At 67.5% G+C, this 20,407-nt stretch carries 19 protein-coding genes and 1 tRNA gene; 8 read left to right on the top strand and 12 right to left on the bottom strand.

Annotated features, from left to right (window positions below; translation table 11 throughout):
- Window positions 1-59 precede the first annotated feature (59 nt).
- From gyrB to ACFYO0_RS14710, 4 genes are all read left to right on the top strand, one after another.
- Window positions 60-2,102 (top strand): DNA topoisomerase (ATP-hydrolyzing) subunit B, encoded by a 2,043-nt coding sequence (gene gyrB, locus ACFYO0_RS14725; protein WP_388674887.1) that lies wholly within the window; start codon window positions 60-62, stop codon window positions 2,100-2,102.
- A gap of 42 nt (window positions 2,103-2,144) precedes the next feature.
- A complete protein-coding gene (gene gyrA, locus ACFYO0_RS14720) occupies window positions 2,145-4,736 on the top strand; it encodes a DNA gyrase subunit A (protein ID WP_388674884.1) in 2,592 nt (863 codons plus the stop codon).
- Window positions 4,737-4,753: 17 nt separating this feature from the next.
- Window positions 4,754-5,467 carry a DUF3566 domain-containing protein gene (locus ACFYO0_RS14715; RefSeq protein ID WP_388674881.1) on the top strand — a complete coding sequence of 238 codons (714 nt, stop codon included), beginning with the start codon at window positions 4,754-4,756 and terminating at the stop codon, window positions 5,465-5,467.
- A gap of 165 nt (window positions 5,468-5,632) precedes the next feature.
- Window positions 5,633-5,706 (top strand) — tRNA-Ile (locus ACFYO0_RS14710).
- Between the two features lie 253 nt (window positions 5,707-5,959).
- Here ACFYO0_RS14710 and ACFYO0_RS14705 read toward each other — a convergent pair.
- Complete coding sequence (locus ACFYO0_RS14705) at window positions 5,960-6,154, bottom strand: hypothetical protein (RefSeq protein ID WP_388674879.1); 195 nt, start codon at window positions 6,152-6,154, stop codon at window positions 5,960-5,962.
- 249 nt (window positions 6,155-6,403) lie between these two features.
- Between ACFYO0_RS14705 and ACFYO0_RS14700 the strand changes: the two genes are divergently transcribed.
- Window positions 6,404-7,297 (top strand): hypothetical protein, encoded by an 894-nt coding sequence (locus ACFYO0_RS14700; protein WP_388674877.1) that lies wholly within the window; start codon window positions 6,404-6,406, stop codon window positions 7,295-7,297.
- 79 nt (window positions 7,298-7,376) lie between these two features.
- Here ACFYO0_RS14700 and ACFYO0_RS14695 read toward each other — a convergent pair whose 3' ends face one another.
- From ACFYO0_RS14695 to ACFYO0_RS14675, 5 genes are all read right to left on the bottom strand, one after another.
- Window positions 7,377-8,183, bottom strand: coding sequence for an aminoglycoside phosphotransferase (locus ACFYO0_RS14695; RefSeq protein WP_388674875.1), 807 nt, complete (start codon window positions 8,181-8,183; stop codon window positions 7,377-7,379).
- A gap of 71 nt (window positions 8,184-8,254) precedes the next feature.
- Window positions 8,255-8,410: a hypothetical protein gene (locus ACFYO0_RS14690; RefSeq protein WP_388674873.1), complete on the bottom strand. Its 156-nt coding sequence runs from the start codon at window positions 8,408-8,410 to the stop codon at window positions 8,255-8,257.
- Window positions 8,411-8,414: 4 nt separating this feature from the next.
- Complete coding sequence (locus ACFYO0_RS14685) at window positions 8,415-9,524, bottom strand: radical SAM protein (protein WP_388674870.1); 1,110 nt, start codon at window positions 9,522-9,524, stop codon at window positions 8,415-8,417.
- 106 nt (window positions 9,525-9,630) lie between these two features.
- Window positions 9,631-10,026: a DUF6415 family natural product biosynthesis protein gene (locus ACFYO0_RS14680; protein ID WP_388674869.1), complete on the bottom strand. Its 396-nt coding sequence runs from the start codon at window positions 10,024-10,026 to the stop codon at window positions 9,631-9,633.
- On the bottom strand, window positions 10,023-10,229 hold the full coding sequence (locus ACFYO0_RS14675; protein ID WP_388674866.1) for a hypothetical protein: 207 nt from the start codon (window positions 10,227-10,229) through the stop codon (window positions 10,023-10,025). Before ACFYO0_RS14675 ends, ACFYO0_RS14680 begins: the two co-directional genes overlap by 4 nt.
- 211 nt (window positions 10,230-10,440) lie before the next feature.
- Between ACFYO0_RS14675 and ACFYO0_RS14670 the strand changes: the two genes are divergently transcribed.
- Genes ACFYO0_RS14670 through ACFYO0_RS14660 form a run of 3 tightly spaced genes read left to right on the top strand, consistent with a single transcriptional unit; the run spans window position 10,441 to window position 12,076 of the window.
- Window positions 10,441-10,701 (top strand): hypothetical protein, encoded by a 261-nt coding sequence (locus ACFYO0_RS14670; protein WP_388674864.1) that lies wholly within the window; start codon window positions 10,441-10,443, stop codon window positions 10,699-10,701.
- On the top strand, window positions 10,673-11,200 hold the full coding sequence (locus tag ACFYO0_RS14665) for a DUF6879 family protein (protein WP_388674862.1): 528 nt from the start codon (window positions 10,673-10,675) through the stop codon (window positions 11,198-11,200). The genes ACFYO0_RS14670 and ACFYO0_RS14665 overlap by 29 nt, the downstream gene beginning before the upstream one ends.
- A 24-nt stretch (window positions 11,201-11,224) precedes the next feature.
- The gene (locus ACFYO0_RS14660) at window positions 11,225-12,076 is read left to right on the top strand and encodes a helix-turn-helix domain-containing protein (RefSeq protein WP_388674859.1); all 852 of its coding nucleotides are present in this window, start codon (window positions 11,225-11,227) and stop codon (window positions 12,074-12,076) included.
- 55 nt (window positions 12,077-12,131) lie between these two features.
- Here the strand turns inward: ACFYO0_RS14660 and ACFYO0_RS14655 are convergent, their stop codons facing one another.
- The 6 genes from ACFYO0_RS14655 to ACFYO0_RS14630 all read right to left on the bottom strand — a co-directional run bounded on the left by ACFYO0_RS14655 (window position 12,132) and on the right by ACFYO0_RS14630 (window position 20,302).
- Complete coding sequence (locus ACFYO0_RS14655) at window positions 12,132-12,332, bottom strand: hypothetical protein (protein WP_388675460.1); 201 nt, start codon at window positions 12,330-12,332, stop codon at window positions 12,132-12,134.
- 53 nt (window positions 12,333-12,385) lie between these two features.
- The gene (locus ACFYO0_RS14650) at window positions 12,386-12,607 is read right to left on the bottom strand and encodes a holin (RefSeq protein WP_388674856.1); all 222 of its coding nucleotides are present in this window, start codon (window positions 12,605-12,607) and stop codon (window positions 12,386-12,388) included.
- Window positions 12,608-12,610: 3 nt separating this feature from the next.
- Window positions 12,611-13,426, bottom strand: a complete 816-nt coding sequence (locus ACFYO0_RS14645; RefSeq protein ID WP_388674853.1) for an N-acetylmuramoyl-L-alanine amidase — start codon at window positions 13,424-13,426, stop codon at window positions 12,611-12,613.
- Between the two features lie 65 nt (window positions 13,427-13,491).
- Window positions 13,492-13,959: a hypothetical protein gene (locus tag ACFYO0_RS14640; protein ID WP_388674851.1), complete on the bottom strand. Its 468-nt coding sequence runs from the start codon at window positions 13,957-13,959 to the stop codon at window positions 13,492-13,494.
- 11 nt (window positions 13,960-13,970) lie between these two features.
- Window positions 13,971-17,762, bottom strand: a complete 3,792-nt coding sequence (locus ACFYO0_RS14635; RefSeq protein ID WP_388674848.1) for a hypothetical protein — start codon at window positions 17,760-17,762, stop codon at window positions 13,971-13,973.
- Entirely contained in the window at window positions 17,759-20,302 is a 2,544-nt protein-coding gene (locus tag ACFYO0_RS14630; protein WP_388674846.1) for a hypothetical protein, read from the bottom strand. The genes ACFYO0_RS14635 and ACFYO0_RS14630 overlap by 4 nt, the downstream gene beginning before the upstream one ends.
- Window positions 20,303-20,407 lie beyond the last annotated feature (105 nt).

The following is a 20,407-nucleotide window of genomic DNA, read 5'->3' as shown; positions in this document are numbered from 1 at the left end:
GCAGCCGCTCCGGCCATCCGCTGAGAGCTTGTCCTGTGCTGTGCCAGAAAGGGCGCTTCGTGGCCGATTCCGGCAACCCCAACGAGAACATCCCGTCCACCGACGCCGGCGCGAACGGCGAGGTCACAGCCTCGTTGTACGACGCCAGTGCCATCACCGTCCTCGAGGGTCTGGACGCGGTCCGCAAGCGACCCGGCATGTACATCGGCTCGACCGGTGAGCGCGGACTGCACCACCTGGTGCAAGAGGTCGTCGACAACTCCGTCGACGAGGCGCTGGCCGGCCACGCGGACACCATCGACGTCACGATCCTCGCCGACGGCGGCGTGCGGGTTGTCGACAATGGTCGTGGCATCCCAGTCGGCATCGTCCCCTCCGAGGGCAAGCCGGCCGTCGAAGTCGTGCTGACGGTCCTGCACGCGGGCGGAAAGTTCGGCGGCGGCGGCTACGCGGTCTCCGGCGGTCTGCACGGCGTGGGTGTCTCCGTCGTGAACGCCCTGTCGAGCAAGGTCTCCGTCGAGATCAAGACCGACGGCTATCGCTGGACTCAGGACTACAAGTTGGGGGTCCCGACGGCCCCGCTTGCCAAGCACGAGGCCACGGACGAGCACGGCACCACGGTCACCTTCTGGGCCGACCCGGACATCTTCGAGACCACCGAGTACTCCTTCGAGACGCTCTCTCGGCGTTTCCAGGAGATGGCGTTCCTCAACAAGGGGCTGAGGATCAACCTCACCGACGAGCGCGAGTCGGCGAAGGCCACGGCCGGGGCGGACGAGGCGGGCGAGGACGAGAAGCACGAGGTCAAGAGCGTCTCGTATCACTACGAGGGCGGCATCGTCGATTTCGTGAAGTACCTCAACTCCCGCAAGGGAGACGTGGTGCATCCCACCGTGATCGACCTCGAGGCGGAAGACAAGGACAAGAGCCTTTCCCTCGAACTCGCCATGCAGTGGAACAGCGGTTACAGCGAGGGTGTGTACTCCTTCGCCAACATCATCCACACACATGAGGGCGGTACGCACGAAGAGGGCTTCCGTGCCGCGCTGACGAACCTGATCAACAAGTACGCGCGCGACAAGAAGCTGCTGCGTGAGAAGGACGACAACCTCACGGGCGACGACATCCGCGAGGGTCTGACCGCGATCATCTCGGTCAAGCTGAGCGAGCCCCAGTTCGAGGGCCAGACCAAGACCAAGCTGGGCAACACCGAGGTGAAGACCTTCGTCCAGAAGGTCGTCTACGAGCACCTCAACGACTGGTTGGACCGCAACCCGACCGAGGCGGCGGACATCATCCGCAAGGGCATCCAGGCGGCTACCGCGCGCGTGGCGGCCCGCAAGGCGCGCGACCTGACGCGCCGCAAGGGCCTGCTGGAGTCGGCGTCCCTGCCGGGCAAGCTCTCCGACTGCCAGTCGAACGACCCCACCAAGTGCGAGATCTTCATCGTCGAGGGTGACTCCGCCGGCGGCTCCGCCAAGTCCGGCCGCAACCCCGAGTACCAAGCGATCCTCCCGATCCGCGGCAAGATCCTCAACGTCGAGAAGGCGCGGATCGACAAGATCCTGCAGAACCAGGAGATCCAGGCGCTGATCTCGGCCTTCGGTACCGGAGTCCACGAGGACTTCGACATCGCAAGGCTCCGCTATCACAAGATCATTCTGATGGCGGACGCCGATGTAGACGGCCAGCACATCAACACCCTGCTGCTGACGTTCCTCTTCCGCTTCATGCGGCCGCTGGTCGAGGCAGGCCACGTCTTCCTGTCACGCCCTCCGCTCTACAAGATCAAGTGGGGCCGGGACGACTTCGAGTACGCGTATTCGGACCGCGAGCGCGACGCACTGATCGAGCTGGGCCGCCAGAACGGCAAGCGCATCCGCGAGGACTCGGTCCAGCGCTTCAAGGGTCTCGGTGAGATGAACGCCGAGGAACTGCGCATCACGACCATGGACCAGGAGCACCGCGTTCTCGGCCAGGTCACGCTCGACGACGCCGCCCAGGCCGACGACCTGTTCTCGGTTCTGATGGGGGAGGACGTCGAGGCGCGCCGCCAGTTCATCCAGCGCAACGCCAAGGACGTCCGGTTCCTCGACATCTGAGTCGGTCTCAGCTGACCGCACCAGAAAGGATCTTCACCAGCAATGACCGACGAGAACATTCCAGTCACGCCTGAGGACGAGGGCCTGGCCCTGCGCGTCGAGCCTGTCGGGCTCGAGACGGAGATGCAGCGCTCCTACCTCGACTACGCGATGTCCGTCATCGTCTCGCGCGCGCTGCCGGACGTACGGGACGGTCTCAAGCCCGTCCACCGCCGTGTGCTGTACGCCATGTACGACGGCGGCTACCGGCCCGAGAAGGGCTTCTACAAGTGCGCCCGCGTCGTCGGCGACGTCATGGGCAACTACCACCCGCACGGCGACTCCTCGATCTACGACGCGCTGGTCCGCCTCGCTCAGCCGTGGTCCATGCGGATGCCGCTGGTGGACTCCAACGGCAACTTCGGTTCCCCGGGCAACGACCCGGCCGCCGCCATGCGGTACACCGAGTGCAAGTTGATGCCGCAGTCCATGGAGATGGTCCGCGACATCGACGAGGAGACCGTCGACTTCACGGACAACTACGACGGCCGCTCACAGGAGCCGACGGTCCTGCCGGCCCGCTTCCCGAACCTGCTGATCAACGGCTCGGCGGGCATCGCGGTCGGCATGGCCACCAACATCCCGCCGCACAACCTGCGCGAGGTCGCGGCCGGCGCCCAGTGGTATCTGGAGAACCCCGACGCTTCCCACGAGGAGCTTCTGGATGCCCTGATCGAGCGCATCAAGGGACCCGATTTCCCGAGTGGTGCTCTAGTAGTGGGCCGGAAAGGCATCGAGGAGGCCTACCGCACGGGCCGCGGCTCCATCACGATGCGTGCGGTCGTCGAGGTCGAGGAGATCCAGAACCGCCAGTGCCTGGTGGTCACCGAGCTCCCCTACCAGGTCAACCCGGACAACCTCGCGCAGAAGATCGCCGACCTGGTGAAGGACGGCAAGATCGGCGGCATCGCGGACGTCCGCGACGAGACCTCGTCCCGTACCGGCCAGCGCCTGGTCATCGTCCTGAAGCGGGACGCGGTCGCCAAGGTCGTACTGAACAACCTCTACAAGCACACCGACCTGCAGACGAACTTCGGCGCCAACATGCTGGCGCTGGTGGACGGCGTGCCACGCACACTGTCGCTCGACGCGTTCATCCGCCACTGGGTGAGCCACCAGATCGAGGTCATCGTCCGTCGTACGCGCTTCAGGCTGCGCAAGGCCGAGGAGCGTGCGCACATCCTGCGCGGCCTTCTGAAGGCCCTGGACGCCATCGACGACGTCATCGCACTGATCCGGCGCAGTGACACCGTGGAGATCGCGCGAGAGGGCCTGATGGGCCTCCTGGAGATCGACGAGATCCAGGCGAACGCCATCCTCGAGATGCAGCTGCGGCGCCTCGCCGCCCTGGAGCGCCAGAAGATCGTCCAGGAGCACGACGAACTCCAGGCGAAGATCACCGAGTACAACGAGATCCTCGCCTCGCCGATCCGCCAGCGCGGCATCATCAGCGAGGAACTCGCCGCGATCGTCGAGAAGTTCGCCGACGACCGCCGGTCCAAGCTGGTGCCCTTCGACGGTGACATGTCCATCGAGGACCTCATCGCCGAAGAGGACATCGTCGTCACCATCTCGCGCGGCGGCTACGTCAAGCGCACAAAAACGGACGACTACCGCTCCCAGAAGCGCGGCGGCAAGGGCGTACGCGGCACAAAGCTGAAGGAAGACGACATCGTCGACCACTTCTTCGTGTCGACCACGCACCACTGGCTGCTGTTCTTCACCAACAAGGGCCGCGTCTACCGGGCCAAGGCGTACGAGCTGCCGGACGCCGGCCGGGACGCGCGCGGCCAGCACGTCGCGAACCTGCTGGCCTTCCAGCCGGACGAGGCGATTGCCGAGATCCTCGCGATCCGCGACTACGAAGCGGCGCCCTATCTCGTACTGGCCACCAAGGGGGGGCTGGTCAAGAAGACGCCACTTAAGGATTACGATTCCCCGCGTTCCGGCGGCGTCATCGCGATCAACCTCCGTGAAACGGAGGGCGGTTCCGACGATGAACTGATCGGTGCCGAACTCGTTTCAGCCGAGGATGATCTGCTTCTGATCAGCAAGAAGGCGCAGTCGATCAGGTTCACGGCGACCGATGACGCCCTCCGCCCCATGGGCCGTGCGACCTCGGGTGTGAAGGGCATGAGTTTCCGTCAGGGCGACGAGCTGCTCTCGATGAATGTTGTTCGAACGGGTACGTTCGTGTTCACCGCCACCGACGGTGGGTACGCGAAGCGGACGCCCGTCGACGAGTACCGCGTCCAGGGTCGCGGTGGCCTCGGCATCAAGGCTGCCAAGATCGTGGAGGACCGTGGATCGCTCGTCGGCGCGCTGGTGGTCGAGGAGACGGACGAGATCCTCGCCATCACGCTGTCAGGCGGTGTGATTCGTACGCGAGTCAACGAGGTCAGGGAGACGGGCCGTGACACCATGGGCGTCCAACTGATCAACCTGGGCAAGCGCGATGCCGTCGTCGGTATCGCTCGGAACGCCGAGGCCGGTCGCGAGGCCGAGGAGGTCGACGCTGTGGACGTCGACGAATCGGACGAGGCCGACACGGTCGTCGGCACAACGGACGAGGGCGACGAGTCCACGGCCGAGTAGGCGAGGAGTGAGTCATCGTGAGCGGAGCCACGGGCGCCGGATCGACCGGTACGGAGACGGACGGCGGCCGTGGCCCCGCCACGGACGCGAAGGACTCCCAAGCGTCCCATGACTCCCAGGGATCCCAGGGGGGAACCGTGACGGACACTCGAGGCGCGCAGACGCCGCAGTACGCGGCGGGCGCGGCGCCAGGCGGCGCGCCGGTGCCTCCGGCTCCCGGTTCGCCGTTGCCCGGCGAGCGGCAGCCTCAGCAGCCCGCTCAGCCGTACCACCCGCCGCAGGCGTACCCGACACAGCCGCCGCCGCCGGCGACCGCCGGTGCCGTTCGCCGGCCGCGCACCGGGGCGCGTACGACGCCCCGTACCCGCAAGGCACGCCTTCGGGTGGCCAAGGCCGATCCCTGGTCGGTGATGAAGGTCAGCTTCCTGCTCTCCATCGCGCTCGGCATCTGCACGATCGTCGCGGCCGCGGTGCTGTGGATGGTCATGGACGCCATGGGCGTCTTCTCCACGGTGGGCGGCACGATCTCCGAAGCCACGGGCTCGAACGAGTCCAACGGCTTCGATCTGCAGTCCTTCCTGTCGCTGCCGCGCGTGCTCATCTTCACGTCGATCATCGCGGTCATCGACGTGGTCCTGGCCACCGCGCTCGCCACCCTCGGCGCGTTCATCTACAACCTCTCGGCGGGTTTCGTCGGCGGCATCGAGCTGACGCTTGCGGAGGACGAGTAATCGTCGTCAGGGCCTCTTGACGGTCTGAGCGCATCCTGGTCAGGGATGCGCTCCAACACTGTCCGGGCCGGCAAGAGGCCACCTCGGATATCGATTTTGGGACTGACCCGGAGGTGCGCTAATCTTCAGAGGTCAGCGCGCGGGACGTACACCGCAGAGCGCGGCGGGGCTATAGCTCAGTTGGTTAGAGCGCATCCCTGATAAGGATGAGGCCACAGGTTCAAATCCTGTTAGCCCCACAGCAGTTAAGTGCCAGGTCAGAAGCCCGGTAGGTCCACAGGATCTACCGGGCTTCTACATTTGATGATCTTCGTAATCCAATATCTGTCCAGAACTCCCTAGTGGGAGCGGATGTCAGCACGCCCGTACTGATGTCAGCTCGCTCCGTCTACTCTGGACAGCACTGCGCCCCCTGCCGACTCACACGGCAGGGGGCGCTTGCGTTCCGGTCGGGACCTCCCGAACCCGACCGGGGTCCTTGATGCCGACAGGTCACCAGTGCGAGTCACCCAGCGGCGCATCGGCACCGCTGGGGGCCTCTGTGGCTTCCTCGGAGGCCGGCGCGGTCCAGTGGGAGTCGGAGGGGGTGGTGTCCGTGTCGTCGGCAACCGCCATCGACGGCAGCACGGCGATGGGAACGGCGATGATCAGGGGTGCAATGACCTTGCGCAGGCCGAACTTCTTCATCGTGAGATTCCTCCCAGGTGTGGCCGCTCGGTCGAACGCCGATCCGGTTTGGCTGTGGAACATAAGCTTCCCTGTGCAATGTGTGTGATCAAGGGGGGTCCCGGTAGGCATTTGCATCAGAGGCATATGCCTATCGGAGGAATGGGGGGAAAAGTGTGTGAATCATCCACAGTGGAGGCGTGGGATGCTCGGCCACTGTCCGATGCGGCGCTCAAGCTCTACGCGCGTCTCTCAGAAGGGGAGCGTGATGTGGACGCCGATAGTCCAGAACTGGCCGAGCTCAAGCACTACGGGCTCGTACGCCGCGGATACCTCGATCCCGGCGCCTTTATGGCCGTCGCGCCGTGGGATGCGGAGTCGGACCTGCTCGCCGCTGAGCTTCAGCGCATGCGGCACTCCTTAGCCAGGATGGGAGCGCTCCCAACCGTCATGGCCAAAGCCAACGAGGTGTTCGCTGCCGGTGGCTACTACACCAGCACGCGGACCCGGATCATCGAGAACCGGGAAGAAGTGAACGCGGCGATCGGGCGAGCCTTCGAGGGCGCTCGCGAAGAGGTCATCACAGCGCAGCCCGGCAGTCGGACTCGTACAGCGATGTCTGTCGCCGGCGCCCGAGATACCGCCGTCTTACAGCGCGGCGTGGCCATGCGCACGCTCTACCACCCGAGCAGTAGATCGAGCGGCCACGTGCAGCGCTACGTCAAGACCACCACGGGATTGGGAGCCCAAGTACGCACGTTGGGCAGGGACTTCCCGCGCATGGTCCTCGTCGACAGCCGGGATGCCTTCTTCGCCATCCAGTTGCCTGGGGCACCCGCGCACGGCGCGGTGCACACGACCGACCCTGTCATCGTGGCGTGGATTCGGTCGATTTTCGATGCCTTCTGGCCATTGGGTGAGGTGTGGGATCCCTCGGCGCAGACACCGGGCGTGGCCGCAGCGAACACGGAAACCAAGCGCATGATCCTCCAGCTCCTGGGCGAGGGCCACGCACAGAAGGTGATCGGCCCGCGCGTCGGGCTGAGCAAGTCCGGGATCGACAAAGCCCTTGCCGAGCTCAAGCGGGACTTCGACGCGACGAGCCTTTTCCAACTCGGCATGAAGTGGCGAGAAGCTCAGCGGGCAGAAGCCGACGCCACCTGAGCAATGGGAGAGCCGCGCCGCACCCGCGGGGGATCAGGGGCGGCGCGGCCGATCAGGGAAAGAGGGCGTGAGCCCTCGCCTACACGGGTCGCGCCCGCCAGTACGTCACCCAGTCATGGGCGTGCCGCGCCATGCCCTTTTTCCATGTCTGCGGGTCCTCGTTGGCGATCTCGTCCCACAGACGCGCGTTCGCCTCAGAGAATGCCGTGACGGCGTCGCGCCGGGCAGTTCGCCACGAGGGAATCTGCCGGGCGCAAGCGTCGGCGTCGGGTGCAGTGTGGCCGGCGTCCATGAGTCGCAGGATGAACACGGCCGGGTCGATCCACGCAGCGCCGAGTGTGGGCCAGGCCCAATCGATGATGTGGGCCCGGTCCGTGATCAGGATGTTGTCCCAGGCGAAATCGGTGTGCAGCAGCGTGTCGCCGGCCAGCTGCTCGACGCCAGCCGGGCCCGCGTAGCTGGACCACCGTTGTTCAGCCTTCTTGATGGGGAGGTCGGGGCATGGTGTCTGCTGAAGTTCCACCAGGGCGTCAGCCACGAGAGGGAGGTCGAGCGACCCAGGGGTGTAGTCGGCGTGGCGTCCCTCGATGCGTTCGTACCCGAGGAGGTCCCATCCGCCTGTCTGGACGCGCCAGAGTAGCCGGGGCGAGGCGTTGGGCAAATGGGGGTTGATGGCGGCCTCTAGCTCTTGGTGGCGAGCTTGGGCGTGGTCGGTGGGGATGCCTTTGACGAACAGCGTCGCATCGGTGGTGTGGAGCGTGGCGGCGATCCCGCTGTTCATTCCGGCCCTGGCTGTCGACGCTTCCAGTACGGCGCCGGTGTGCTGCTCGACTGCGGCGCGCGTGCTGGCCGGTAGGTCGTGCCAATCGATGCGGGGCATGGGCATGTTCGGTTCCTCGGCTGAATGGCGGGGCCGCCCCGACCCTACGCGGATCGAGGCGGCCCGTGGTGCAGGTGCTAGTACGGCTGGTCGTCGCCGGCGCTGCATGAACACATGACCGTCTCGACAAGGGTGTCAAGGTCGTCAACGAGCTCGACCTCGTCCTCGGCGAGCGGGCGCGTGGTGATGGCGACCGGTACCGGCTTGCTGACGGTGGCGGTGGGTGGTGCCATGGCGTTACCTCCCTCCGTGCTGGCAGTAGGTGTTTAGTGGTGCCTTCGCCTCCTGGTAGAGCTTGGCCAGCGGTCGGCATGTCCAGCAGGTGCCGGATAGCTGACAGCCGGAGCAACCACCGGTGCGAAGCATCAGAGAATCGGCGATGTCGCCGAGTCGGCGCAGTCCCTCGACGCCTTCCTCGATGAGCCGGATGTTGGGCTCTCGTCCGACCTTGCATATCGAGGCGACGCCGAACGGGTCGGCGTGGAAGAACGTGTGTCCGGCGTTGCAGCCAGTGAAGGGCTTCCGTTGGCGTAGGAAGTCCTCGGCCTGCGTGGGCAGCGGTTCGCCGCTCCCGTCGATGGTGGGCGAGATGTTGGTGTAGGTCTGGTGCGGGAAGCCGTACCGGTCTGCTAGGGCGCGCATGTCGTCGACCTCGTGCGCGTTGGTCGACGAGATGATCAGGTTCAGGCGTACGGGCAGTTCGGCCTCACGTGCGGCGAAGAGTCCGCGCGTGAAGCGGTCGAAGGCTCCTCGGTTGCGGGTGAATCCGTCGTACGTCTCGGCGGTGGCGCCGTAGACGCTGAGCGTGATCCTGTAGGGGCGCCGTTGCGTGAGGCAATCGAGGATGAGCGGCTTGGCGAGCTGCGAGCCGTTCGACGAGATCGCGACCATCATTCCGAGTTCATGCGCGCGGGCGTAGACGGCCGGGAAGTGCCGATCGATCAGAGGCTCGCCGCCAGTGATCTGAAGCCAGAGCACGCCGGCATCGCGCATGATCTCCAGTAACCGCGCCTTGTGCTCCCAGCTGAGCCCTTCGAACTTCTTCTGTCCGAGATAGCAGTGTGGGCAGTCGTAGTCACAGCCCTTGTTGATCTCGTACGAGGCGCGAGCGTAGCCGTAGGGGGAAGGCGCGCGCACAAGGATTGCCTCGCCCGCGGGCCGGTGGGCGAGGTCGAGCCCCCACCGGCGGCGAGCGGCCTCGACCAGCCATGCCGGCGGGGCGTCGCCGTTGTCCGCGCTCTGCTTCACCTCCAGGTACCGCGTTAGCGGGATCTTGACCCCGGAGGAGTGGCTGGGGCGTACGAGTAGGAAGTCAGTCAGGAACGGGCTTGCGATCAGGTCGTACATGGTTCCTCCGGAGCTCAGAGGGGACACGGGGTGCGGCGCGGCCCCGCCAGGGCGAGGACGGGAGCGGACACTGCCGCCGCGTACGCGAAAAGCGCGACGATCTGCCTCATATGTGCTCGCCGGTCAGGTTCGCGTAGTGGTCGCACAGGGCATTGAGAACGCGCGCGAGACGCCGGGCGTGGGCGATGCTCGCCGACGGTCCGGGGCGCGGCTCAATGCCCAGCTTCATCCGCGCCTCGCCGAGACAGGCCAGAGCGCAGTACCGCGGAATGCTCTCCTTCGAGAGGCCCAGGGCAACCCGTTCGACTTCGGGCATGAGCACTTGCAGGTGTGTGCGCAGCTGGAGAGTGAGCATCTCCAGCTCGTCAGCGGCCGGGGGCAGCGTCTCGGGGGTGGCGTCCGGATCGAGCAGACGGTCCACGACGGCGCGCATCGTCTCCAGGTCCGGCGGGTCCGCCTGACCCTGGTCGTGCTCCACGGTGAAGCGGCGGGGTGCCTTCATCGGACAGCCCCCGCCTTGCGGTGCTGGGGGCAGGCACACGCGGGGTAGCCGTTCGAGCCGATCGGCGGCAACGGCTCGGGGCCGTATGGGACAGACACGGTGGCGCGGGCCTCGCTCGCGACGCCGGCACTGCTGACCGTGTAGACCCGGATAGTCATCTTGGCGCGGTGCTCGCGCTCCCCGGTCGGGGTTGTAGCTTGCATGGTGTCGGCGCTCCTCAGTCGTCGGCCACACCCCGGGAGGCCGGCCGCCTCGCCGGGGTATTGCTTTAACCCCCGACGCTATGAGCGCAGCGTGCACACTCTCCAGGAATGTGCACCTATGTACACGCGACTTGTTTGTGCCCTTGACCAGCCAACTCCCACCAATGACGGTGGTGTACATCGCTGAACACGACAAGTTGCGGAGGCAGTCATGGCCCTACAGTTCATCGGGATCGACCCCAACACCGGCGACGGTGAAAGCCCCACCGTGTGGGTCGACCAGGAGAAGAATGAACTCGTGTTCCAGGGCTGGAAGCCGGGCCCCGAACTCGAAGCGGAATGTGCCGCGTTCGAGGTTCCCGGCCACGCCAAGGGGATCCCGGACCACGAGGCAGTGATCCGCATTCCGGCCAGGATGGTGGCCACGATCAGGGAGGCGTGCGATGCCGTCGAGCGTTCCGACATGGCCTGAGCTGCTGGGGTCAGCGCAGCACTCGGCCGTCCATCTGGAGATGCGCGACTCCTACGCCGTCGACTACGAGAAAGGGCCGTTCGCCCAGTGGCGCGCCGGCTTCCGTCACGACCCCGACGACCGGGCCTCATGGTGGCGTCCGTGGCTTGACTTGATCCAAGAGACCGTGGGCCGCGGGGTGGTCGTGCGCCGTGCCCGCATCGTGTCCGAGCCCGTCAGCGAGTACACCCGGTTCCTGTACGACGGCACGTTCACCAACGTCGCCGCCGGCGAACTGGTGCGCTGGCTGCCGCGGAGGCGTGCCTCGGACATCGCGCTGCCAGGCAACGACTTCTGGCTGATCGACGGCCGCCTGATCCGGTGGAACCACTTCACTGGTGAGGGCGCCTCCGCAGGCGGTGAGATCAGCGAGGATCCGGCCGCGGTGAAGCTGTGCGCCGACGCTTTCGAAGCGGTGTGGGAGCGTGCGGTCCCGCACGAGAACTACAAGATCAGCTAGCGCGGAAGGTGCTCCGGTCAGCTCATGTCCATCTCTCCATCCTCCTCGGCGCAGGCCGCCCGCGAGGCAGTCGCCGGGCGGCTGAAGGAACTCCGCGCCGACGCCGGGGTCACGGGGCCTGAGCTGGCCGCGCGCTGCGGCTGGAGCCATCCGAAGACGTACCGGATCGAGGGCGCCCGCACGCCCCCATCAGCCGACGACATCCGCCGCTGGTGCCAGGCGTGTGGTGTGGCTGACCAGGCCGAGGACATCATCGCGCAGTCCCGCAACGCCGAATCCATGTACGTGGAATGGAGGCGCAAGGTCCGTACAGGGCTCAAGCAGCTGCAAAACAGCTACGTGCCCCTGTTCCAGTCCACGCAGCTCTTCCGCGTCTACTCGCCCACCCTCGTTCCGGGTCTGCTCCAGACCGAGGGTTACGCGACGGGCCTGCTCTCCTCCATCGCCGAGTTCCGCGACATCCCCAACGACGTCGCCCAGGCCGTCGCCGCCCGGCTGGAGCGTTCCCGGATCATCCATGAACCCGGGCACCGCTTCGTCGTTGTTATCGAAGAGGCCGTGCTCTCCTACCAGTTGGGCGACGAGGACGCGATGGCCGCGCAGCTCGGCTACCTGCTGACCGCTGGGGCGCTGCCCCAGGTATCGCTGGGCATCATCCCCAGCGCGACCCGGGAGCGCCCTGTGTGGCCGCAGGAGCTGTTCCACGTGTACGACGACACCCTCGTGTCGGTGGAGCTGCTGTCTGCCCGTGTGCAGGTCACACAGCCATCCGAGATCGCCCTGTACGTGCAGGCGTTCGAGCAACTGCGCAGCATGGCGGTGTATGGGGCCGATGCGCGCGCCCTGATCGTGAAGGCGATTGACGCGTTGCGCTGACCGCGGACACGACGAAACGGCCCCCTCCCGCCCGAAGGCGAGAGGGGGCAACGTTTCATCGGCCGCCGAGGGCTTGCCACAGGGCCACTCCGAGAGCGCTGAGCGACGTCAAGGCGGCCAGGGACGGCAGCGGCCACCGGGCGCGCTCCAGAGCGTCGATACGGGCCTCGTGCTCGTCGAGTTTCTTGTCCGTCTGATCGCCACGCTGCACCAGAAGCGCCAACTGCCCGCGCTGCTCGGTGAACCCGACCTCCATCGTCCTCCGAAGCTCGGCGAGTTCGAGAGCGACGTCGCGCGACTCCGGGGGCGTCACTCGATCACCCCGCGCGGCGTGTGCTTCGCCTTCCACCCAGAAACGAACGTGATCGCCGCCGGGACAAGCGCGAGGACGAACGGCGCCAGCGCCGAGGGCATCCAGCTGACCAGCTCGGCATGGTCCTGGACGGCCTCCAGCCCGGCGAGCAGTGCGGTACTCCCCACGTACGTGCCCGCAGTCGCCGCGGTGACCTTCTTCTCTACAGATGCAGCCATGAGTTACTCCTTGACGTCGAAGCCGCGGCGAGCGCCGAGCTTGGTGAGTGAGGTCTTGCCGGGCTTGCCGTCGGCGTCCTTGCCGGTGAAGCCGCAGCGGCGCTGCCATCCGGCGTACGCGGGCGTGGTGGCCGTGCCCCAGTGCCCATCGGCGAGGCTCTTCGCGAGGAGGCCTTCCGCCACGAGGGCCGCTTCCACGACTTTCACGCCTGTGTACGACACGGGGGTCCCCGACTTTGGGGGGTCGGTCCGCACCGCGGCGAGGAGCTTCGAGAGGGACACGCTCGGCCGCGCCGGCGCTTCCGACTCGCCGCCCCTCGGCCGGGGCGCCCCTCGCTGCACCCACGCGTACAGCGGCCCACCGGGGCAGCTGCTCGCGTAGCCGTCGCGGTGACCCTTGATCTCGGTCCCGGCGCCGTTCTTGCGGAGCAGCTCGATGCCGTCGCGGATCGCGCCGAGCATCTCGTCTGTGGGCTGGGTGAGGCCGGAGGAGCCGACCAGTCCGAGGATTGCGTAGTGGGCGCGGTTGAGGGTCTGGCTGCCGTTGGCGCCGGTCCGGCGGCCGAGGCCGCGGCCCTCGATGAGGTATCCGTGGGCGCAGGCCGCGTAGTTGTACGCCACGTCCGAGTAGTTCTCCGCTACGTTGGCGAGGTGGGCGGCCCGGATGTCCCGCCACAAGTCCAGGCACAGGCTGTGGTCCTTCAGGAGCTTCGTCGAGACTGCGCCACCGGTGTAGTGAACCTTCACACCCTTCGCCGTGGGCTGGCTGGGCGCGGCCGACGCGGGCCAGCCCAAGGTCTTACGGGTCACGAGCTGCATAGGCCCTCCAGGGCATGAAGAAAGCCCCGGCCGGGACGGCTCGGGGCGGGGAAGAGACGGTTCGATCAGGTGGCGGGCTCGACGAGGATGTCCCGCATAGCGATGTCGGGCGTGGTCCCAGCGGTACCGAACTTGATCTGCATGCATCTCGCGTAGTACTGCTGACCAGGCGTCAAGTCAGTGAGCAGGCTGGTGTGCCCGGTGGTGCAGTAGTTGCTGGGGGACGCGATGCCGTCCGTACAGACGCCGCGGAACACGGTGGGCGCCAGGACCTCGATGCCACCAGCGTTCGTCTGGAACACCTGCACCGTCACGGCGACCCTGTCCGTGTTCGCGGCGTCGTTGCGCATGCTGGCACCAACGGAGATCTTCACCCTGCCCGTGGTGGGCGCGGTGAAGGTGACACCGACCTCTGGGATCCCGGGCTGGTAGTCGGTATTGGCGACGGCCAAGTTCGGGGTGGTGTCCTGGAGATACACCGTCTGCGGCGTGTCCAGCCCTCTCACGATCGTGCCAGCGAGCAGGTCCGGCATAGAACTCCTCCTTACAGAGCGCGGACGGTGGGCTGGGCCAGCCGCACACCGGTACCGGGGGGGTGTGGCTTGACGATGCCGTTGGCAGAGCGCTTGCCCGTGAACCGCTGCGGATTCAAGACCTGGAAGTTGTCGTACGAGACGAGCAGATTCGCGTTCGTGTTCGCGGTCTGCCGCACGCTGCGGCACCCGGCCAGCAACCCGCTGTTGAGGCTGTCGTCCGTGGCGCTCACCTGCCACACCGGCGGCTCCGCGCCGGAGGCCATCCAGACCCGCGCCTGCACCCGCGTGCCGACGATCTGGAGCCGAACGCGGTAGAAGGCGAACACGGCATGCGCCAGCCCGGTAGTGAAGGCAGCGAGCTGGGATTCGGTACCAGCCACGCGCTTACGGATACTGAGAACGATGGATCCCGACGTGCTGACGGCCAGCTGGGCCATGTACAAGTTGTCGCCGTCGATAGCCCGGCCGACCAGCGCCACCAGCTGCGGGCCGCCGGCAGCGAGCGCGCCGGTGGCCACATCGACCTGGACATCGATGTCCGCACTGCCCACGGTCATCAGGTCCAGGCGCGGGACGTCCACGCCCGTCAGCAGGTGCGCGGCCTCGCTGCCCTGGGTGTAGTGGTCGCCCGGGGCGCCGCCAGTCGACGCCCACGCCTGGCCGGTGTCGGAGGTGCCCCATCCTCCGGCGGTGTTGCGGGTGAAGGTGTCCCGCACGGCCGGAATGACGCTCGTTACGGCAATCTCCTCCCCGCCCGCCTGGATACGGAAGGGGAAGTCCGCGGGGCTGCCCCCAGCCGGACGCAGGGTGACCTGGTGGGCCCACAGCACGTCTGTGGCCGGCGGGAAATTCGCCACCGTCGCGGCCACGTTTGCCGTGACGGATCCGGCCGGGGCGGTCACGGTCTTCTCGAACCACCGCCACACCCCGGCGGTCACGGGCTGGTCATTGGGGCTGGTGTCCAGGTACGTGCCACCGGGTCCGAACCAGTTGACGTTCAGCGCTACTCCCCTGGTGACGGCGCAGCGGAGCCAGCCGGAGGCGACGTACTGCTGCCCGACCGTCACGGCCATCTGCGTGGTGCCGCCGTTGGGGAACTGGGCGACGCCGTCCGGGGTGAACTTCAGCGACCATTCCCCGTTGAAGGGAGCGGGCTGCGGGGCGGGAACGCGGTCGATGATGCCGCCGAGCGCACCCCAACCGTCCAGGCCCGTCTCGAAGTCCGGGTTGCTGTTGAGCGGCGGGTTGGCCCAGGTCCACCGCGGCCCCTTGGTGGTGAGGACGCTGATCGTCTTGTCGTCTGCGCCCACGGCGCCCACCAGCTGGCTGCCAGCCGTGTCTCGATGGTCCCTGTCGTACACGCCCACCGTCCACGGGGCGCCGGGCGAGCAGTTGAAGATGATGTCCCAGGCGTGCTCGTCGAAGGTTTCCTCGTAGCCCTGGACGATCAACTCGATGTCGCCTGGGGCCAGCCAGAACGGCGGGTTCTTGATGACGATCTTGTCGCCGACGTCGACCGCGAGGATCTGCTCCAGGAGCGCGGGACCTGCCTTGTGGACCATCACGCGTACCTGTGGATACCGGCGCCCCTCGTAGGTGCCCAGGTGCATCAGCCAGTACGCGATCGGCTCCGCCTGGGCGTCGGAGTGCAGGCTCCGCTGGAACGGCTTGGGATATCGGCCCACACCGTTCGGCGGGGCCTGGATGGAGAGCGGTCCCTCCTCGAGGACCGCGCGACCGCGGGACCCGTTGGTGCGCTGTACCTCGACGTCGTTGGCCGTGGCGTCGTCGTCCCCGGTGGGCTCCAGCGGTGTCGCAAGGCCCGGTGCCTCGTAGTCCAGCGTGAGGGCGGGTGCCTGGTTGTACATCGACGCCCGGTCCCGGTAGCGCAGGGCTGCCCGTTCCCGGTCCTCGTACAAGATCCCGCCGTCGGCGTCCGCCGCTTCCTCCAGCAGGCTCAGAATCGCGTCCGGGCGCTGCGCCCCCACCCGGGTCTGCTCGGCGACGTTCCCCGTGATGAAGACGGGGAGGTTCTCCTCGCCGGCGAGACGCCGCATGCGGGCGCCGGCGGTCTCGCCGGTCCAGGCGTCGATCGCGCCCTCGTAGGCGTCCGTGAGCGTCGTGGGCCAGGCGCTGATGTGGCCGAGTGCCATTCCGTCCAGGAGCGGGCTGTAGCCGTCCGAGGGTGAGGCGACGGCGGTGGGGCGGCCGATGCGGCCCGCGTAGGTGCCGCCGCGGCCTCCGGCCTCGCCTCCGACGTCGATCCAGTCGATGCGCCATTCGACGTTGCCGCCGTTCTGGGTCATCTTGAACTCGGTCCGCACCCACTGCCCGAACAGGTCGTTGCCGGTGGCGAGGCCCTGGTCGATCACGGTGTTTCCGTCGTTGTCCCGGCCGAGGATGCGGCTGCCGATGGATCCATCGGCCTGCTGGATGTACCACTCCGCGACGGTCCCGGTGGAGATGATGCGCATGAACGTGCGCAGGGCCGAGGGCGGGGTGTCGAGCCGGTAGACGTACTCGACCCGCCAGCCGGTGAGCGTGCCGGCCGCGGCGGGGATCTTCCCGTTCATCATGGGCAGGTTGCTGCCGCTGGAGGCGAGCGCGGGCAGGGCATCGGATGAGGGCAGGCTGTCCACCTGGGCCCAGTTCGCCCGCGTCAGCTTCAGCGGGGCCACACCAGCGATGGGCGAGTACGCCTGGACGGCCGATTCGCCGTCCTCCATCGGCCAGTACGCCAGCGGATTGAAGCTGGGGATGCGGCGGCGGAGGGTGGACTCCAGAGCCTGGTTGTTGCGGCCGATGCGCCGAAGGATGCCCGCGGTCTGCGCCTCCACCCACACGTGCTTGCCGGAGGAGTGCCAGCGGGTCGGGTACTCGGCGACCTCGTGCGACAGCCTCGTTCGGCGGTTGCTGATCGCCGCGCCGCCGTTCATGGTCCAGGTGCGGCCGACGGAGTCGACGAAGCTGGCCGCCCCGATGGTCTGCGCGGTGAAATCCGGACGGGCCACAACGGTGCCGTCGATTCCGGTCCGCAGTTCGAGGGCGTGCACGCGGCCCACGGGGCCCTCGAATCCGAGCGTGCTGATGTTGCCCACGACGACAGGAGCCGTGCTGTTGAAGACGGACGTGACGCCAGGCCGGGTCACGAGGTCGCCGAGCTGCGTCCAGGGCCCGGCCATGGTCGGGGCGGTGTAGAACCGCACCTCGTGCCCTCCGGCGCCGTTGTTGATGTCCAGCGTTGCGCGGACGGCGAGACGGCGGGAGGCGGGCACGGGGGCGGGCTGGGTCGACTGGCGCGCAAGGACGTCGACCCCGTCAGTGCTCCAGCGGAACACGAGGCGGTCGTCAGTGTTCACCAGGAGCAGCCACGAGCGCTGGTTCGTGGTGCTCTCGTATTTGCCCGCTACCTCACGCATGGTGGACCGCCCGGTCCAGGGGGTGAGCGTGGCGTCGATCCTGATGTCGAGATCGGCGGTGATGTCCAGAACGGCGGTGTCGGGAGTGGACGCGAAGTCGGTCGATCTGCCCGGCAGTTCAAGGGCTGGGCTGCCTACGGCGACGGTGACGCGGAAATTGGTGTTGCGGCCGAACTGGCCGTAGTACGGGGAGAGCGGGTTGTCCGGGCTGAACTGCCCGTTCGTGTTGTTGAACAACGGCCCGGCCGTGGACGGATCCGTACGGGCGCCCTGGTCCGGGCGCCCGCGCGTGTGCTTGAGCAGCTGCCGCTTGAGGATGTCTCCAGTGACGTCCGTCCACACGCCGCCGATCAGAAGCTCCCCGCGCACGTTGACCTTCACGCGACCCTCCTGTCCCCGAACGCGGCTTGGACAGAGCCGCCGCCGTCGTCCTTCACGATCTTCCGAATGAGGCGCTTGACCGCCTCCGGGCCGTCGAGCTCGATCCGTACGACCGTGACGCCGCCGCCAGCAACCGCAGCCGGAGCGCCGCCGAGCCCGCCCAACGCCATGCCGGGCACCTCACCGGTCAGGCCCTGCAACTGCGCGCGCAGCGCCGGGGTCTGGTCCGCGATACCGGACATGAAACCGCCGATGACCAGGCGGCCCGCGGGCCGCAGGATCCGCTTATCGACGTCCTCGGGACCCTTCAAGTCCGGCAGGCTGGACGTAATCCCACCGAGCACGCTCCGCACGGAGGGGATCTTGTCCTTGATGCCGTTGATGAAGCCCTGAATCAGCGACCGGCCCGCGGACGCCAGGATGCCGCCGAGGCTGCCGAGCGCGGACCTCGCCCGACCGGGCAGACTCCGGACCAATGCGATCGCTTCGGAGCCCTTCTGCCGGATCGCGGAAACGAGTTGGCGCCCCGCTTCGCTGGCGCGTGAGCGCAGGTACCCCGGGAGGGCAGACAACGCCGAGTTGGCAAGGCCGGGCATCCCGCGCAGGTAGCCGACCGCCGTAGCGACACCCTGAGCAACCACCACACCGAGCCGTACCGCCCCATTCTTGATCAGCCCAACTGCGTTCGTGACGGCCTGCTTCGCCAGATACCAGGCGTCGGAGAAGTCACCGGACAGCAGCGCGGCGACGATCCGCAGCGCGGGAATGACGACGGTCGTGATCACCCCGGTCGCGAGCCGCAGGAGAATCGAGGCGAGCTGTACCAGGGGCGGCAGGACGGCCACGAGGGGCGGCAGGATCTGACTCAGGAAGGCGAGCCCGAGGCTCATCAGCTGAGGGAGCAGCGGGGCGAGCTCCATGAGGATCTCGCCGAGAGACTGGCCGAGTTGGATCATGAACGGTGTCAGTGCCATGGCGGCTGCCGCTACTTGCGGTAGCAGTGCGAGGAGCTGGTCCCCGAATTGGGTGACGAGCTGGACCGCGATCTCGCCGAGCCCTTCCAGGACGGGCGCGAGGGTGGCATCCGCAGTCGCGGCCAGACCAGCAAAGACGGGCGCCAACTCGTTGAAGATTTCGCCCAGTTTGATCAGGATTGGGGTGAGTGGCCGGAGGGCGATAACGAGGAGATCCGAGAGGACGGGCAGGAAGGGGCGCGCGGCGTCGATCAGTACGCCGACTGCCGCCGCTGCCGCCCCGAGGATCGGCGACAGTTCCTCGATCACAGGCCCGAGGGCTGCACCAAGATCCTCGATCAAGCGCTGGACCGGCGGCCCCAGCGCCGTCAGAACCGGGGCGATCGCGGCGAGGGCGTGGCCGAGCAGCGGCGCCGCCGTCTGCGCCAGCGTCGCCATGGTCTGAAACAGCGACGTCAGGCCGTCCTGCACGGCAGGCGACGCGAACGCGTCCGCAAGGGCCCCGGTGACCTCCTGGAGGGTGCCGATCAGGCCCCCACCGGAGACGTCAGCCGCCTTGAAGACCGAGCCCAGGATCGAGCCGATATTGGCGCCGACCTCGGCCAGTTCCCCGACCAGGTCGATCGCGGTCTCGATGGCCTCCTGCATCCGGCCCGACTCGAACGCGCCGGAAAGCTTCTCGCCGATCCGGAACCCTGCATCCGCAGCCATCCCACTCAGCCGCTCAAAACTCGGCCCGGCCGCCGCGGCGATCTGCCCCAGCGCCGTGACCACGACCTCGGGCAGGCCGGAGAGGTTACTCAGCCCCTTGGAGGCGGAGCCCATCGCCCGGCCGAGCGTGCCGTTCTCCGCCAGTTCGCTCGCCGCGCCCATCGCGCCGGCCGCCATGTCACCCAGCGCGGTGGCGGTGTTGAACAGCTCCCGCCGCAGTACCGGCAGTACGGACTCCGCGGTTCGTGTGAGGTTCTCCCCCAGGCCGCGGAAAAGCTCGTCCTGGACCTCCTGCTGGAGTTGCTTCCACGCAGGTCCCAAGTCCCGTACGGCGAGGGCGAACGTCTGCGCCTCGGGCGAGAGCTTCTTGAGGGCCTCGTTGAACTCCTCAGCTTTGGAGGGGTCCAGGGCGGCCTTGAGGGCGTCGCCCATGCCCTGCGTGCCGAGCTTCACGGCGAAGGTGGCCTGCTTCAGCGCCAGCATCGCGGTGACGCCGACGGCGCCCGCCGGGGCGATGTTCGCCAACGTCGCGACCAGCCCGGCGGCGGCAGGTGCCGCGGCGCCGAGCATCGCAGCGATGCGGCCTACCGAACCCGCGACTCCGAGGAGACCACCCGCTGCGCCCGCGATCCGGCCCAGCGAGAAGCTGAACCGCTCGCCTGCGTCGGTGCCCTGACGCAGGCCCAGTGCGATCTGCTCGCCTGTGGTGGCGAAGCGGCCGTCGAGACGGCGGAGGCGCCCTTCGGTGTCGCGCTGAAAGCCGCGCATCCGCAGCTCGGCATCGGACAGTCCGCGCTGCATGCCGGAGTCGTCCGCGCGGACGAGACCGACGAGTTCGCCGATGTTGAGGGCCACCTGAAGCACCCCCTACCGCTGTACCGCTGTTCAGTTGTGCTGGATCAGGAGTGCAAGGCGGCTCGGATCTGCTCGGGGTTGTCGATGATGCTCAGCTCGTCGCCT

The organism is Streptomyces sp. NPDC006365, assembly GCF_042870755.1.
GTDB lineage: Bacteria > Actinomycetota > Actinomycetes > Streptomycetales > Streptomycetaceae > Streptomyces > Streptomyces xiangluensis.
The sequence above is the reverse complement of the archived record's forward strand: the minus strand, read 5'-3'. Positions and strand labels throughout refer to the sequence as shown.

Bases quoted from the DNA above. Each gene is read 5' to 3' on its own strand.
- ACFYO0_RS14680 (WP_388674869.1), bottom strand. From the start codon at position 10,026: ATGAAGGCACCCCGCCGCTTCACCGTGGAGCACGACCAGGGTCAGGCG.
- ACFYO0_RS14695 (WP_388674875.1), bottom strand. From the start codon at position 8,183: ATGCCCATGCCCCGCATCGATTGGCACGACCTACCGGCCAGCACGCGC.
- ACFYO0_RS14705 (WP_388674879.1), bottom strand. From the start codon at position 6,154: ATGAAGAAGTTCGGCCTGCGCAAGGTCATTGCACCCCTGATCATCGCC.
- ACFYO0_RS14655 (WP_388675460.1), bottom strand. From the start codon at position 12,332: ATGGAGGTCGGGTTCACCGAGCAGCGCGGGCAGTTGGCGCTTCTGGTG.
- ACFYO0_RS14650 (WP_388674856.1), bottom strand. From the start codon at position 12,607: ATGGCTGCATCTGTAGAGAAGAAGGTCACCGCGGCGACTGCGGGCACG.
- ACFYO0_RS14675 (WP_388674866.1), bottom strand. From the start codon at position 10,229: ATGCAAGCTACAACCCCGACCGGGGAGCGCGAGCACCGCGCCAAGATG.
- ACFYO0_RS14665 (WP_388674862.1), top strand. From the start codon at position 10,673: ATGCCGTCGAGCGTTCCGACATGGCCTGAGCTGCTGGGGTCAGCGCAG.
- ACFYO0_RS14690 (WP_388674873.1), bottom strand. From the start codon at position 8,410: ATGGCACCACCCACCGCCACCGTCAGCAAGCCGGTACCGGTCGCCATC.
- gyrA (WP_388674884.1), top strand. From the start codon at position 2,145: ATGACCGACGAGAACATTCCAGTCACGCCTGAGGACGAGGGCCTGGCC.
- ACFYO0_RS14645 (WP_388674853.1), bottom strand. From the start codon at position 13,426: ATGCAGCTCGTGACCCGTAAGACCTTGGGCTGGCCCGCGTCGGCCGCG.
- ACFYO0_RS14660 (WP_388674859.1), top strand. From the start codon at position 11,225: ATGTCCATCTCTCCATCCTCCTCGGCGCAGGCCGCCCGCGAGGCAGTC.
- ACFYO0_RS14685 (WP_388674870.1), bottom strand. From the start codon at position 9,524: ATGTACGACCTGATCGCAAGCCCGTTCCTGACTGACTTCCTACTCGTA.
- ACFYO0_RS14640 (WP_388674851.1), bottom strand. From the start codon at position 13,959: ATGCCGGACCTGCTCGCTGGCACGATCGTGAGAGGGCTGGACACGCCG.
- ACFYO0_RS14670 (WP_388674864.1), top strand. From the start codon at position 10,441: ATGGCCCTACAGTTCATCGGGATCGACCCCAACACCGGCGACGGTGAA.